The sequence below is a fragment of the Methylopila musalis genome (assembly GCF_042679725.1).
GTDB classification, from domain to species: domain Bacteria; phylum Pseudomonadota; class Alphaproteobacteria; order Rhizobiales; family Methylopilaceae; genus Methylopila; species Methylopila musalis.
This window is the reverse complement of sequence record NZ_JBHTMX010000018.1, coordinates 1-13,953: the sequence shown is the minus strand read 5'-3', so window position 1 is coordinate 13,953 and position 13,953 is coordinate 1. Positions and strand designations below refer to the sequence as shown.

The 13,953-nt window shown below is 68.4% G+C and carries 11 protein-coding genes and 1 tRNA gene; 3 read left to right on the top strand and 9 right to left on the bottom strand.

Annotation, left to right across the window (positions count from 1 at the left end; all coding sequences use genetic code 11):
* Positions 1-39: 39 nt before the first annotated feature.
* From ACFQ4O_RS04365 to ACFQ4O_RS04340, 6 genes are all read right to left on the bottom strand, one after another.
* The gene (locus ACFQ4O_RS04365; protein WP_378774427.1) at positions 40-2,361 is read right to left on the bottom strand and encodes a N,N-dimethylformamidase beta subunit family domain-containing protein; all 2,322 of its coding nucleotides are present in this window, start codon (positions 2,359-2,361) and stop codon (positions 40-42) included.
* Between the two features lie 63 nt (positions 2,362-2,424).
* Positions 2,425-4,065 carry a branched-chain amino acid ABC transporter permease gene (locus tag ACFQ4O_RS04360; RefSeq protein WP_378774426.1) on the bottom strand — a complete coding sequence of 547 codons (1,641 nt, stop codon included), beginning with the start codon at positions 4,063-4,065 and terminating at the stop codon, positions 2,425-2,427.
* Positions 4,066-4,067: 2 nt separating this feature from the next.
* Complete coding sequence (locus ACFQ4O_RS04355; protein WP_378774425.1) at positions 4,068-4,949, bottom strand: branched-chain amino acid ABC transporter permease; 882 nt, start codon at positions 4,947-4,949, stop codon at positions 4,068-4,070.
* A 4-nt stretch (positions 4,950-4,953) separates the two neighbouring features.
* Positions 4,954-5,712 (bottom strand): ABC transporter ATP-binding protein, encoded by a 759-nt coding sequence (locus ACFQ4O_RS04350; protein WP_378774424.1) that lies wholly within the window; start codon positions 5,710-5,712, stop codon positions 4,954-4,956.
* A complete protein-coding gene (locus ACFQ4O_RS04345) occupies positions 5,709-6,473 on the bottom strand; it encodes an ABC transporter ATP-binding protein (protein WP_378774423.1) in 765 nt (254 codons plus the stop codon). The genes ACFQ4O_RS04350 and ACFQ4O_RS04345 overlap by 4 nt, the downstream gene beginning before the upstream one ends.
* Positions 6,473-7,759, bottom strand: a complete 1,287-nt coding sequence (locus ACFQ4O_RS04340; RefSeq protein WP_378774422.1) for an ABC transporter substrate-binding protein — start codon at positions 7,757-7,759, stop codon at positions 6,473-6,475. The genes ACFQ4O_RS04345 and ACFQ4O_RS04340 overlap by 1 nt, the downstream gene beginning before the upstream one ends.
* Positions 7,760-8,003: 244 nt before the next feature.
* Here ACFQ4O_RS04340 and ACFQ4O_RS04335 point away from each other — a divergent pair, with 244 nt between their 5' ends.
* Genes ACFQ4O_RS04335 through ACFQ4O_RS04325 form a run of 3 tightly spaced genes read left to right on the top strand, consistent with a single transcriptional unit; the run spans position 8,004 to position 11,506 of the window.
* Positions 8,004-8,759: a response regulator gene (locus tag ACFQ4O_RS04335; RefSeq protein ID WP_378774421.1), complete on the top strand. Its 756-nt coding sequence runs from the start codon at positions 8,004-8,006 to the stop codon at positions 8,757-8,759.
* On the top strand, positions 8,752-10,272 hold the full coding sequence (locus ACFQ4O_RS04330) for a hybrid sensor histidine kinase/response regulator (protein WP_378774420.1): 1,521 nt from the start codon (positions 8,752-8,754) through the stop codon (positions 10,270-10,272). The genes ACFQ4O_RS04335 and ACFQ4O_RS04330 overlap by 8 nt, the downstream gene beginning before the upstream one ends.
* A gap of 22 nt (positions 10,273-10,294) precedes the next feature.
* Positions 10,295-11,506, top strand: coding sequence for an ABC transporter substrate-binding protein (locus ACFQ4O_RS04325; RefSeq protein WP_378774419.1), 1,212 nt, complete (start codon positions 10,295-10,297; stop codon positions 11,504-11,506).
* Between the two features lie 100 nt (positions 11,507-11,606).
* On the opposite strand, the gene ACFQ4O_RS04320 is transcribed toward ACFQ4O_RS04325, so the two are convergent.
* From ACFQ4O_RS04320 to ACFQ4O_RS04310, 3 genes are all read right to left on the bottom strand, one after another.
* A tRNA-Met gene (locus tag ACFQ4O_RS04320) sits at positions 11,607-11,683 on the bottom strand.
* A 138-nt stretch (positions 11,684-11,821) separates the two neighbouring features.
* On the bottom strand, positions 11,822-12,853 hold the full coding sequence (gene holA / locus ACFQ4O_RS04315) for a DNA polymerase III subunit delta (RefSeq protein WP_378774418.1): 1,032 nt from the start codon (positions 12,851-12,853) through the stop codon (positions 11,822-11,824).
* 31 nt (positions 12,854-12,884) lie between these two features.
* Positions 12,885-13,953 (bottom strand): L,D-transpeptidase family protein (locus tag ACFQ4O_RS04310; protein ID WP_378774417.1); only part of this gene is annotated, 1,069 nt, incomplete at its 5' end.

Sequence of the window (13,953 nt, the reverse complement as noted above, 5' to 3'; positions counted from 1 at the left end):
CGTCAGCTGTCGTCCGACGGGCCGCCTCCCGGCGGCCCGTTATTTCCATTGTTTTTCTTCGTTGACCCAAAGCGAGCCTGGCAGGGCGCCGGGTTTGGTGAACGCATCGACAAGATTTCCCAGGAGCTGGGAGATGTTGTTGTCGAAGCCGTTGACGGGGAGCGCTTGCGCGAAGGCGATCGAGCCCGTGCTGAACACCGCGCCATTGTTTGGGGCGGTGAAGTAGACGAGGTCGGATCGCAGCCGGTAATCCTGAGAGCCCGCGAGGCCCGGATAGGGATACAGAATCTCTTCGATCGACAGCATGTAGTTGTCGCTGTGCCCGCCCGAGGAGGCGATGATCCGGGCGTGCGGCGGCGTGCCGAGATTGAGGTCGTAGCGGTCGAGCTCGAGCCCGGCCGCGCCGCCATAGGCGAGGCCGAACGCGCCGATGATCTCGCCCTCAACGCCCTCGAACATCCAGGACACGGTGCGGTGATAGCTGTCGGGCATGCGGCGGTAGGGACGGCTGGTCTCGAAGCCTTCGCCGATGAAGCCGACGCCGAAGGTCTTCTGCGGCGGCCGCCCGAGGTTCTTCCAGAGGCCGCTCTTCTGGCCGGTGGTCGCGAGATAATGCTCGCCCGGCCGCGCCGCCCAGGCGCGCATGCCGGAGTCGAGCTTGCGCACCTCCATAATCCACGGCTCCTCCTCCCGGAACGCGACGTTCCAGTAGAAGCCGTTGCCGCCCATGTAGATGAAGCGGCCGCCCTCCGAGATGTAGTCCTCGATCCCGTCGAGCATGCGCTCGGAGGTGTATTCCGGGTGGGTGCCCGTGAGCACGCAGGCGTAGGGCGCGAGCGCCGCCTTGCCCTCGCGGTGCAGGTCCTCGTCGGTCAGGACCTCGTAGTCGTAGTTCCGCTTTTCGAGCCAGGCGAGGATCGAGAGGTCCGCCGGGAACGCCCAGGTCACGCCCATGGAGGACATGCGGGCCTTGGGGCGCATGTTCAGCACCGGGCGGCGGTAGGAGGAGTAGCAGACGCCGTTGCCGTCGGCCCAGCAGTCGTAGGTCGACATGCCGAAGTCCCAGTTCTTGTACATCTCGATGTCGATGTCGGTGACGATCGGCGGCTGGCCCGTCATCGGCTGGATGATCTGGGCGTCGAAGCTGAGATGCTCGTTGGCGTAGGCGAGATAGGTCGCGGTCGGGAACAGCAGCGCGACCTTGCCCTTGGGCGTCTTCGGCCGGACGAAGAAGATGACGTATTCCTCGGCGAGCCCCTTGCCGGGACCGGCCCGCAGCCGGATCGCGTAGCAGCCGCTGCGGAGATCGTCGGGCAGCGTGACGGTGCGCGTCTTCTCCCAGTTGGAGTCGACCATCTGGTCGTAGTGGAACTCGACGCCGCCATACTCCTCCGGCGCGAGGCGGAAGCAGTCGTTGCGGCCGTTCCAGTTCCAGCCGGTCTGGGCGCGGACGGGGCGGTTGTAGCCCGTCGCGTCGAGCTTGTTGGGGCCGATGTCGACGACCACGTCGCCGATGCCCCGGTCGGTGTAGCCCGCGGTCGTGTCCCAGTAGGCCGCGAGACCGTCGGGCGCGGGCTTCACGCCGTCGCGCAGGCGGTCGAGATCGGCGCGGGTCAGCGCCCGGCCGTAGACGCCGGGGCGGTCGATCTTGCCGCAATAGGTCTGCGAGACGAAGATGCCGCGCGTCTCGTGGAAGTCCTGCGACCCCGCGATGAGGAACGGGGTGTCGGGAAGGTGCGACGGCCGGAACCGGAACCTCTCGACCACATGGCTGCGATACTCGATCGGCGCCACCCGCCCGAGCAGGCTGTTGTACCGGTTGGCCACGCCCTCCTGGTAGATCTCGGCGCGGCCCGTCGCCGGGTCGTAGCTCGCGGCCACGAAGTACCAGACGCGCTCCAGCAGCGGCGCTTCGGCCTTGATGTAGTCGACCTCGTCGCCGCGGCCGACCCAGAACTCCAGATGGCCCTGCTGGTTGAGGCCGAGCGCGTAGCCCACGTTGCGGTCGTTGTTCCAGCGGCCGAGGATGACCTGCCTGAGGCCGGCCAGCGGAATGCCCGGATAGATGAAGGCGAACAGCGTGATCGGGCCGTCGAGCGCGAGCCTGTTCTCGGGATCCGCGACCTTCAGATAGGAGCCGACCTGGGTGTACTGCTTGCGCACCGCCCACGGGCCGTCGGCGTCGCAGGCGACCTCCTCCTCCACGAAGCCCGGCCCGTCCGGATGCTCGTCGCCATGGATGAGACGCACGAGCTTGGCCTCGGCGGTCTCCACGCCGTCGGCCGAGACGTGGATGTCGATGGTCTCGCCCGGCTTCACCGAGATCTTGTCGGCGTAGCCGAAGAGTTTGACCTGGGCCATGTCATGCTCCGAATGACGGCCGGCGGTCTGCGCCGGCCCGAAGATCAGAAGTCGAAACGGTGTCTAGGACTCGAGAAGATCCTGGACGCGGCGCAGGAAGACGCCGTGATAGGCCTCCTCCTGACTTGCGTAGATCTTGTCTTCGACGATGCGGGGCGCGACGCCGCGCTGGCCCGACAGGGCGACGATCCGGAAGGCCTTGAACGGCTCGACGGCGATGATCGCGTATTTGTCGACCTGCGGCGCCCGGCGGAAGTAGAGCAGCACGCGTTCGAGCGGCTCGCTGTGCTGGCCGAGCGGCTTCTTGCGATGCTCCTCGATCAGCTCCGGCGAGATCAGCGTCTTCAGGAAGTCGCGCTGCATCTTGTCGTAACGACGCCAGTAGATGAGGTCCTTGTCGCGCGTCTCGGTGGCTTCTTCAGGCAACATCTCGCCTCCTTTCTCGGATCGCATGGATCGACGCTCGCTCTTCTTCTTGTCGCGCCAAGCGCGGAACTGGGCCTTGATGCCGAACAGGCCGCCTTTGAGGAACAGCACGACGCCGAGCATGATCAGACCGATGACCATCAGCCGGAGCGGTCCGGTCGAAATCATCACCTTGTCGAGGAAGATCACGATCGCGGTGCCGACGACCGCGCCCTCGGCCCGGCCGATGCCGCCGATGACCAGCATCGCGAGCCCGAGCAGCACCGTGTCGAAACCGAAGATCGAGAACGACACGCCGCGGAAATGCGCCGAGTAGAAGCCGCCGATGAAGCCGAGCGCGATCGAGGAGATCACGAACACCCAGACGCGGGCGCGGCGGAAGTCGACGCCGGTCGCCTCGGCGAAGGCCTCGCGCTTCTCGGGCGCCATCTTCAGGATGCGTCCGAGCCGCCGCCCGTCGATGACGCGGTAGAGCGCGAGCCCCCCCAGCATCACGAGGAAACAGGCGTAATAGGCGAGCAGCGACTGGTCGTACTGGTCCCAGCTCTGCGGGATGTAGGTGTCCGCGCCGTAGAGGCCGCCGGTCGAGGAGCCGAACTGCTTCGACTGCAGCGCGTAGACGCGGCAGAGCTCGTTGAGGCCGATGGTCAGCAGCGCGTAGTAGAAGCCGTCCAGCCGGATCGCCGGGATCGCGATGATGAGGCCGGCGACCAGCCCGATCCCGGCCCCGATCAGGGGCAGCGCCCACCACGGCAGCCCGAGGTGGATCGACAGATACGACGTGCCGAACGCCGCCACGCCGACCACCGCATAGCTTGCGAGCGAATAGATGCCCGCCGTGCCGATGATGAGCATCCAGCAGAGGTTGATGGCGGCGTAGATGGCGAAGGTCGCGCCGGCGGTCAGAAGCGTGTTCTGATAGGCGGCCGGCATGACGAGGGGCGCGAGCATGAAGGCGATCAGGCCGAGCACCCACCAGATCGGGCGCTTGTCCGCAATCGTCTTTTCAAGACGCATCGTCTTCGGATTGTAGGCGCTGCGGATGCTGAGCCCGCGGCGGCGCGTCGGCCAGTAGCGGACGCGCGGCCAAGTCAGTGCGCCATGGCCGCCCCACTTCCAGTAGTAGCGCAGCCGGCCGACCGGGAGCATCGCGGCCTTGGAGACGGTCGTCTCGTCCCAGACGTCCTGGTGGTTCTTGTACGGGATGGAAGGAACGTCCTTCTCCGCGCCCTCGACGCCCCAGACGTGAAGCGGGTTCCGCCAGACATTGCCGGTCATGCTCATGCTTCCCGCGCGCGGTCGAGGATGCCCGCGATGCCGCGCGGGCGGATCAGCAGGATCACGATGATGAAGAGGAACTGGGTGATGAGGACGTACTGGCCGCCGAGCAGACGGGCGGTGAGGGCCTCGTTCAGCCCGAGGATGACCGCGGCGATCACCGCGCCGCGCACGCTGCCGAGCCCGCCGCAGAGCGCGATGCTGACGCCCTTGATCATCGGCGCGAGGCCGCCGAAGGGCGAGATGTAGTAGGTCTGCGACAGCAGCACCGCGGCCAGCCCCGCGAGCCCGCCGGTGATCGACATCACGTAGAAGCCGGTCTTGCGCACGCCAATGCCGACGATGGAGGCCGCATGCGGGTTCATCATCATGGCGCGGATCTCGAGGCCGCGGCGGCTCGAGCGCATCCAGAGCAGAACGGCGGTGACGACGAGGATCGAGACCGCGATGTTGCCGATCTTGTCGGAGGTCAGGACGATCCCGCCGACGTTCACCTTCCAGAAGCCGAAGATGTCCGGCAGGTTCTTGGCGCGCGGGCCGAAGACGTAGAGCAGCGCCTGCGTGCCGATGAGGCTGATGGCGAGCGTCGCGATCAGCCCGCGCACCGTGAAGTTCGGCTTGTCGTGGATCGGGATGAAGGCGAGCGCGCAGACCAGCATGCCGCCGAGCGCGCCCGTCAGCACGCCCGCGCCCAGCACCACGATCCCGTTGGTCGAGAGGTACTGCGCGGCGAGCCAGGCGCCGTAGCCCGACAGCGCGAAGATGAAGCCGTAGGCGAGGTTGATGAGGCCGACGCTCGACCATGTGATCGAGAGGCCGATCGCGAGCGTGCCGTAGATGCAGGCCAGCACCAGCGCGTTCGTCAGAATAAACCCGATGTCCATTCGCTCAGTTCTCCCGGCGCGTCTGGAAAGACAGCGACGCCGAGGCCTCGCCCTTGAGCTTGCCCACATGCATGCCGATGATCCGGTCCACCCGGCCTTCGAGCAGCGCGACGTTCTGTTCGGCGATGATCATCGCCGACTGGCCGAGCTCGACGTCGAACAGGGCCTCCATGACGCCCTTGCCGATCTTCGGCGCGAGGCCGAGCGAGGGCTCGTCGACGAGGAAGAGCGAGGCCTCCGCCATCAGCCCGCGGCCGATCGAGACCATGCGGCGCTCGCCGCCCGAGAGGCGCCCGACCGGCGTCTTCATGAGCTTCACCAGCGGCGGGAAGATCCTGTAGATCTTCTCCTTGCGCTCCCGGCGCTCCTTCCACGCCTTCGGCGTGAAGGCCCCGGAGTCGAGATGCTCCTCGACGGTGAGACCGTGGAAGATCTCGTCGCCCTGGGGGATCAGCGCGAGGCCCTGCCGCACCACCAGATGCGTGTAGCGCCCCGGCCCCTGGCTGCGGGTGCGCCCGACCTCGGAGCCGTTCAGCTTGATCGAGCCGCGCTGCCAGCCGGTGAGACCTGCGATGGCGTAGAACAGCGTCGACTTGCCATGGCCGTTGAGGCCGACGAGCCCGACGCGTTCGCCGGCGTAGACGGAGAGGTCGAGGTCGTGGATGACGCGCATCGGCCCGTAGCCGGCCGACAGTCCCTTGACGTTGAGGATCTCGCGCCGCTCCGGGGCCGGAGCCGCCTGCGCGACGGCGGCCGCGCTCACGCGTGGGCTCCGTCGCCCGGGCCCTCGAAATAGGCGGCGTGGACCTTCGGGTCCTCGAGGATTTCGGCGAGCGAGCCCGAGGCGATCACGGAGCCGGCGTCCATCACCATGACGCGGTCCGCGATGGTCTCGAGCAGCTCGATCCGGTGCTCGACGATCACGATCGCCACGTTCATCTCCTTGGACAGCATGCGGATGAGGTGGTCGATCTCGTCGACCTCGGAGTTGATGAGGCCGGCGGCGGGCTCGTCCATCAGCAGGATCGGCGGCCGGCGCATGAGCAGGCAGGCGAGCAGCAGCTTGCGCCGGTTCATGGCCTCGAGCCGGGCGGTCGGCTCGTCGGGATCCACATGCAGGTGGACGAGCTCGGCGCCGTATTCGGCGTCGAAACGCGTGAGGTAGGGGCGGTAGGCCTGACGGGCGGCCTTGAACGTCTGGCCGACCGTCAGCTCGTCGGGCACCACCGGCGTCTGGTAGGTGCGCCCGACGCCAAGCCGGGCGCGCGCGTGCAGCGGCAGCCGGGTGATGTCCTCGCCCCTGAAGGTGACCCGGCCGCTCTTCGGGCGCAGCCGGCCCGACAGCACCTCGAACAGGGAGGTCTTGCCGGCGCCGTTCGGCCCGATGACGCCGAGCACCTCGCCCGGGCGCACCGACAGGCTGATCCCGTGGAGGATGGAGCGTCCGCCGAGATCGAGCCGGATGTCCTCGCAGGCGAAGAGCGGCGCCTCGGAAGAACGCGCCGCGTCCGCGGAAGCGGACATCAGCTCCACCACGGCGCGGGCTTGAGCGTCGCTTCCTTGATCTCGTACGGGTAGACGATCTTGTGCTCGACGTCCTGGACCTGGACGTAGAGCTGGCTGACGCCCTTCTCGAGCTCGGTCGCGGTGACCGGGAAGCCGTTGTCGGGGAAGTGCCCGGCCTCCTGGTACTCGTTGTTCATGTCCATGTAGCCGCACACGCCGCGATAGGGGTTGGTGCGGATCCAGTCGCAGACGTCCTTGAACTTGTTCGGATCGCCGACCGCCTCCCAGGCGGCCTTCAGGTAATAGGCGATGTCGTAGCCGTTGCCGGTGTAGACGAGGCCCATGATGCCCGGGAACCGCTTCTTGTACTTGGCGCGGAAGGCGTTGCCTCGCTCGTCGGCGTAGACGCCGAGCACGGTCGACCAGCAGAAGCCGTTGGCGGCTTCGCCCGCGAGCGTCAGGAACTCGGGCTGCGACGGGCCGTACTGGAGATAGACCAGCGAGTTCGGAACGGGATCGGCCTGGAACTGCTTGCAGAAGGCCGCGTATTCCGCCGCGACCCAGTGGTCGATCATGATCGCGCCGGCGTCGACCTCCTTCAGCTCCTGGATCACCGGGCCCCAATCCTGCACCGGGAACTGGATGTCGGTGATCTTCGCGACCTCGAAGTCGCTCTTTTTTAGCGCTTCCTGGGCGGCGCGGGAGATCGTCTGGCAGTAGGCGACCTGCTCCTGGACGATGTGGACCTTGCGGTTCTTCGGCTTCCAGCCGCTGGAGGTCTCCATCGCCTTCAGCCAGATCGGGTAGGTGTAGCCGTAGTGCACCTCCGACGGATCGGTCTGGAAGATGTGGCTGTACTTGTCGGGGTTCTTCCGGAACGCCTCGGTCGCGGCGCGCTGGGTGTTGCCGTTGAGATAGGGGCACTTGTACTTGGCCGAGGCGTCCATCGCCGGGATCGGCACGAACAGGAACGCGTTCGAGATCGCGTGCACCTTGGCGTCGACGCAGGCCGCGATCGCCTGCTGGCAGCTTTCCGGCGAGAGCTTGTCCACGTCGGTGACGAACAGCTTCAGCGGCCGGCCGTTGATGCCGCCCGCGGCGTTGATCTCTTCCATGGCGAGCGTGGTGCCGTTGAGGTGATCGAGGTCGTCGGCGACGCCGGCGGCCGCCGTCTGCGAGGTCGGCACGCCGAGAAGGATCGGCTCCGCCGCCCAGGCGCGGGACACGAAGGGCGCGGACAACGCCGCGGCGGCTCCGCCGAAGACGGCGGTCTTCACCACGGTGCGGCGCGTGAAATCGGTCATGTCGAAACCCCCAGATCCATGATCCGGCCGAAACGATATAACCAATCGTCTAGCCGTTTCGATACAAACTGGGCCGCCCCAGACGGGTCTGTCAACGCCGTTTTTGCATCACATGCAAACTGTTCTTGCCAAAAAAAGCATCAATCACCCTTGGGTTGAGTCACGAGCCGCCCGCCTTCGTCCGTCCGTTTGGATCGATTGATATGACCGTGCGTTTCGGGTAGATCGTTTCGGTATGATCGCGATGGGTTCGATGAATGTCGCCGGGGTGGACGCTTTGGGGCTTGAGGCGGCGCACGATCGCGCGCCGCGGACGCTCGACGACGAGACCGCGGCGGGTCCGCGCATGAAGGTCGTCATCGCGGACGACCACTGGATGGTCCGGGAATCGCTCAAGCAGGTGATGAAGCGCCTGCAGCAGACGATCGAGATCCACGAGGCGGAGAGCTTCGACGAGGCGGCGCGGACGCTCGCCGATCATCCCGACGTCGACCTGATGCTGATCGATCTCGTCATGCCGGGCTTCGAGTCCTTCGCCGGGCTTCGGCGCCTGCGCAAGGAGTTCCCGACCGTTCCCGTCGTCGTCGTCTCGGTGCACGAGGATTCCGAGCACGTCATGCGCTCGCTCGAGCAGGGCGTGATCGGCTACATCCCCAAGTCCGCCGGCGCGCCCGAGGTGGAGCGCGCGCTGGAGCGGGTGTTCGCGGGCGAGGTGTCGTTCCCGAGGAAGCTGCTGGAGCGCTCCGCCGTCGAGGAGGTCGAGGCGCCCGCGATCCCGCAGCCGCCGCGCGAGGGGCCGGAGCTCACCGCGCGGGAGCTTGAGGTGCTGCAGGCGCTCGGCAAGGGACAGTCGATCAAGCGCATCGCGGCCGAGCACGGCGTCAGCGACCAGACGGTGCGGGTGCACATCCGCAACGTGATGAAGAAGCGAAACCTCGGAGACCGCTCCGCGGTCATCCACTACGCCCTGAACGCCTTCGGCGCGGCGGGACGTGGCTGACCTTCGCGATCCCGCGTCCTCTGAACAGGTCTTCGCCGGCTTCGACGCCCTGTCGGACGGCGTCTCGATCTGGAGCCCGGACGCGACGCTCCTGTTCGCGAACCGCGCCTTCCGGCAAAGCTTCGGCTTCGAGCTCGCGCCCGGCCAGACCTACGCCGACTTTCTCCATCGCGTCGGCGCGTCGCGGGAATGGCGCCTGCCCGGTCCCACCGACGTCTGGGCGGCCGCCCTCTCGGACGGGTTCGGGCGCGACGGCGAGGAGATCTACGCCACCGCCGACGGACGCGTCCTTCGCGCGTCGATGCGGCCGACCGACGATGGCGGCGCCGCGCTGACGCTGTCCGACGTCACCGCCGCCGAGCGCCGCGAGAGCGAGCTGCGCGCCGCCCGCGACAAGGCCGAGGCGACCGACGAAGCGAAATCCCGCTTCCTGCGGGCCGCGAACCACGATCTGCGGCAGCCCCTCGCGTCGCTGAAGATCATGCTGTTCAACTGCCGCGCCGAGGCCGATCCCGAACGCCGGGACGAGCTGCTGCACGGCATGGACGTCACCGCCTCCGTGATGGAGGACCTGCTCGGCGCCCTGCTGCAGATCGGCCAGCTCGACGCCGGCCGCATCACGCCGCGCATCTCCACGTTCCAGCTGTCGCGGCTGTTCGAGCGGCTCGGCATCCAGATGCGCGATCAGGCGCGGGAGCGGGCGCTGCGCTTCCGCATCGTGGAGACGCGGGCGACCGTCACCAGCGACCGCGCCCTGCTCGAGCGCATCCTGACCAACCTGGTCGCCAACGCCATCCGCTACACCGATCTCGGCGGCGTCGTGATCGGCTGCCGCCGGCGCAACGGCATGCTGCGGATCGACGTGGTCGACAGCGGCCGGGGCGTCGCGCCCGAGCATCAGGACAAGATCTTCGACGAGTTCTTCCGCGCCGCCGACGACCGCCGCCTGCAGAAGTCCGGCCTCGGCCTCGGCCTCAGCATCGTCAGCCGCCTGTCGAGCCTGCTCGGCCACCGCGTGGAGCTGGTGTCCGCGCCGGGGGTGGGCTCGCGCTTCTCGGTCCATGTGCCGCTCGGCAATGTCTGGCACAGTCAGGTGGTGGAGACCGAGATCAACGAAGCGGTCGCGGGCGAGTTCGTCGGCGCGCCCATTCTCTTCGTCGAGGACGACGACGTGCTGCGCCGCTCCATGGGGCAGCTGCTCGACCGCTGGGGCGTGGACCAGCGCTCCGCGTCGAGCGCCGCGGAGGCGGTGAGCTTCGTCGAGGCGGGGTTCCGGCCCCGGCTGATCCTGGCCGACTACAGCATCCGGACCACGACCGGGCTGGAGGTGATCGAGACGGTTCGCGGGATGCTGGGAACGAAAATCCCCGCCTGCATCATCACCGCCGACGCCGAGCCGACGGTTCTGGAGCGCGTGAGGACGGCGGGCGTGCCGCTGCTGATCAAGCCCGTCAGCCCGCCCCGCCTGCGGGTGATGATGCATCACCTTCTGTTCGAGAAGGCCGACGAATGAGCCCATTCCGAAGGATCCGAACATGAGCGGCGGTCCGATCCCCATCGGCAGCATGGTGCCACTGACCGGCGCCTCGGCGGCGGACGGCGCGGAGTTCCGCAAGGGCGTGATCCTCGCGGCCGAGGAGATCAACGCCAACGGCGGCCTGCTCGGGCGCCGCATCGCCCCCGTCTTCGCCGACACCGGGCGGCAGAGCGCCGAAGAGGTGGTGGCGGCGGCCAAGCGCCTGATCGAACGGCACGGCGTCCACGCCATCGTCAACGGCTACAACATCGGCCCCCAGAACTCGGAATACGAGCCGATCGCGGACGCCGGCATCATCTACATCCACGCCAACACCCTGCTGCAGCACCACGACACCGTCATGTCGGATCCGGAGCGCTACTTCGGGTGCTTCATGACCGATCCAGCCGACTACTGGTACGGGCCGGGACTGCTCAAGTTCATGTCGTGGCTGCGCGATTCCGGCCAGTGGAAGCCGCCGTCCAACCGGATCGCGATCGTCTCGGGGTCGACCCCCTACAGCATCGTGATCGCGCAGGCGATCGCCGCCTCCGCCGCGAGCTTCGGCTGGAAGGTGTGCTTCGGGCCCGAGATCGTGCAGACGCCGACCACCGAATGGCGCGACGTCATCGAGGCCGTCCGGGCGACGGAGCCCGCCATCCTCGCCAACACGCATTTCCTGTCGGGCGATCTGGCCAGTTTCCAGCTCCAGTTCATGGAGCGCCCGATCGACTGCCTCGTCTATCTGCAATACGGCGCCATGCACCAGTCGTTCTCCGACATCGCCCAGGACAAGGGCGTCGGCGTCCTGGTCAGCACGGTGATCGGCCTGCTGCGCGACGAGATCGGCACGAGCTTCGCCTCGCGCTACAGCGCGCGGTTCGGCGCCGGGTCCACACCGCAGATCGGGTGTCAGTCCTACTCCGCGCTCCACCATTACGCGCTGGCCGCGTCGAACGCCGGCGGCTCGGCCGGGCCGGGCGGTTTCGAGCAGAACCGCAAGATCGCGCGAGCCCTGAAGTCGATCATCTACCGCAGCGTCTCGGGCGCCGTGCGCTTCGACAAGACCTGGCAGGCGGCGGCGCCCTATCCGGTCGTCACCCAGGACCCCTCGCTTGGGCTCCCGCACCTGTTCTTTCAGATCCGGCCCGACCTCCGGCAGCTGGCGCTGATCGCCCCCGAACCCTTCAACACCGACCGCTTCACGCTGCCGCCCTGGATGGCATCATGACAGCGGCGAAGACCAGCGGCCGATGGAGCGCGCGCAAGCTACGGCGCGTCGGCGTCATGGCCTGAACGTGCTTGTCTTGTTTGGTCGGGGGGGGGGGCGTTGGTAGCGGAGGAGGGACTCGAACCCCCGACACGCGGATTATGATTCCGCTGCTCTAACCAGCTGAGCTACTCCGCCGCGCTGCGGCGTTCGGGCCGCGCGATGCGGCGTGATATAAGAAAGGGCGTCGCGCCAAGTCAAGCGCGGGAACGGCCGGAGGTCGCGGAAACGTCGCGCTTCAGGTGCTGCGAGGGCGTGTACGGCCGTCCCGCGCGGTCAGCGGGGGCGGCGGGCGGCTTCGATGGCGATGGCGAGCAGGGCGCGCTCGGCGGTGGCCTCGCCAAGGCCCGCGGTCTTGCGGCCGGTCGCCACCGCCTCGCCGAGCCGCACGATCGCCTGCTCCAGCCGCTCGCCGGTCCAGGCGCCGAGCGCCTTCTCGGCCGCGTCCTTGCGGCGGAAATGGAACAGGAAGCCGTTCGCCTCCATCACCTGCCGGGCGCTGCGGCCCGCCTCCACGTCGGCGCGCAACCGGTGGAGGGTGAGCGCGTGGCGCAGCGCCGCGCCCACCACCACCGAAGGCGGCTGGCCAGACAGGCGCAACGCCTTCAGCGCCGCCACCAGATCGCCCGCGCGGCCGCCGAAGGCGGCGTCCACCGCCGCGTCCTGGCCCACGTCGCCGGCGTCGGGGATGACGGCCGCCACGTCGTCGGCCTCGATCCGGCTCTGGCCGAGCGCGTAAAGGCAGAGCTTGCGCACCTCGCCCCGGGCGGCGAGCCGGTCCGGCCCGAGCGAGGCGGACAGCAGCGCGCGCGCGTCCGGCGCGATGCCGAGCCCCGCGGCGCGCAGCTCCTCGTCGATCAGGCGCTCGCGGGCGCCGGCCTCGTCCGGATAGCAGGGCAGCGCCGCGGCGCGCGGGTTCTTCTCGCACAGCGTCCGCAGCGGATTGGTCTTCTTGAGGTCGCCCGCCTCCAGCAGCGTCAGCGATTCCGGCTGCGGCCCGCCGAGCAGGCCTTCGAGCGCGAGGTTCAGCGCCCGGCCGCCCACCTTGACCCGGATCAGCCGCTTGCCGCCGAACAAAGCGATGGTGCGGGCCTCGTCCGCCAGCCGGCCGGGATCGGAGGCGACCTCGTCGCCCTCGAGCCGCACCAGCGCGAACGGATCGTCCGATCCCTCCAGCGCGCGGGCCGCCAGCCGCTCGGCGCGCTCGGCCACCAGGCCGGCGTCCGGCCCGTAGATCAGGACGGCGCAGACCTCGGCGGGAGGCTTGGCGAGGAAGGCGTCGACGCCCGAGGCTTTGATCGCGACCATGGCCCGGTTGTCGCGGGCCGCGGGGCGGCCGTCAATGCGGCGTGGGCGCGGGGAGCGGGGCGGCCGGCGGCGCGAGATCGGTGTCGTTGCGGGCGGAGACCACCTCCGGCTCCCGGAAGTCCACCGGCACGCCGGGCGCGACCATATGGGCGAGCTCGTTCGCGTCCCAGTTGGTCAGGCGCACGCAGCCGTGGCTGTTGGTCTTGTCGATCTTGGACGGCTCGGGCGTGCCGTGCAGGCCGTAGGTGGGCTTGTCGAGCCCGATCCAGACCGAGCCCACGGGCGTGTTCGGCCCGGGCGGCAGACGCAGCGCCTTGGTGTTCTCGCCCTGCTGGAAGTTCACCTTGGGCCGGTACCAGTATTCCGGATTGACGGCGATGGCCTTCACCGCGTGCACGCCGGTGGGGGAGGGCAGATCGGCGCTGCCGATGGTGGCCGGGTAGGACGCCACGAGCCGTCCGGCCGCGTCATAGGCGAACACCTGCTTCTTGGCCTTGTCGGCGACGATGCTCGCCACCTTGGCCTTCAGCGGCGGGCCGGGATTGGCGACGGTCAGGACCGTGCCGGCGACGGTGAAATCCACGTCCGGGTTCAGCCGGCGCAGGAAGGCCTCGTCCATGTGGAAGCGCTCGGCCAGCATCTCCACCGGATCGCGATAGGCGGCGGAGGGCAGCTTGGCCTGTTCGGCGTAATCCGCCGGCATCACCGGCACGAAGGGGCCGGCCACGTCCTTCTCGGTGATCTCGTAAGGGACGAGCACGGGCTCGGCGGAGGTGGCCTCCAGCCGGGCCCAGAGCTCGGCGTCCATCACGCCGTCGACATGGTGGCCGACCATCATCTCGAAGGCTGCGATGGCCTTGGCGACGTTGCCGCCGTTGATGCCGTCGATCACGCCGGGCGAGGCGTTGGCGCGGTCCAGCAGCACCTGAAGCTTGATCATGCGCGGATCGGACTGCTGCCCCTTCGGATAGGGGTCCGGCGAGTAGACCGCGTCGTTGGCGAGCGAGATCAGCAGATCGACCGGATAGGCGTCTTTGGCGGCGCGCGCCGGCGCCGGCCGCGCGGGGGCCGCCACCGAAGGCGCGGGCCGCACGGGAGAC

Bases quoted from the DNA above. Each gene is read 5' to 3' on its own strand.
- ACFQ4O_RS04325 (WP_378774419.1), top strand. From the start codon at position 10,295: ATGAGCGGCGGTCCGATCCCCATCGGCAGCATGGTGCCACTGACCGGC.
- ACFQ4O_RS04345 (WP_378774423.1), bottom strand. From the start codon at position 6,473: ATGTCCGCTTCCGCGGACGCGGCGCGTTCTTCCGAGGCGCCGCTCTTC.
- holA (WP_378774418.1), bottom strand. From the start codon at position 12,853: ATGGTCGCGATCAAAGCCTCGGGCGTCGACGCCTTCCTCGCCAAGCCT.
- ACFQ4O_RS04360 (WP_378774426.1), bottom strand. From the start codon at position 4,065: ATGACCGGCAATGTCTGGCGGAACCCGCTTCACGTCTGGGGCGTCGAG.
- ACFQ4O_RS04355 (WP_378774425.1), bottom strand. From the start codon at position 4,949: ATGGACATCGGGTTTATTCTGACGAACGCGCTGGTGCTGGCCTGCATC.
- ACFQ4O_RS04340 (WP_378774422.1), bottom strand. From the start codon at position 7,759: ATGACCGATTTCACGCGCCGCACCGTGGTGAAGACCGCCGTCTTCGGC.
- ACFQ4O_RS04365 (WP_378774427.1), bottom strand. From the start codon at position 2,361: ATGGCCCAGGTCAAACTCTTCGGCTACGCCGACAAGATCTCGGTGAAG.
- ACFQ4O_RS04335 (WP_378774421.1), top strand. From the start codon at position 8,004: ATGGGTTCGATGAATGTCGCCGGGGTGGACGCTTTGGGGCTTGAGGCG.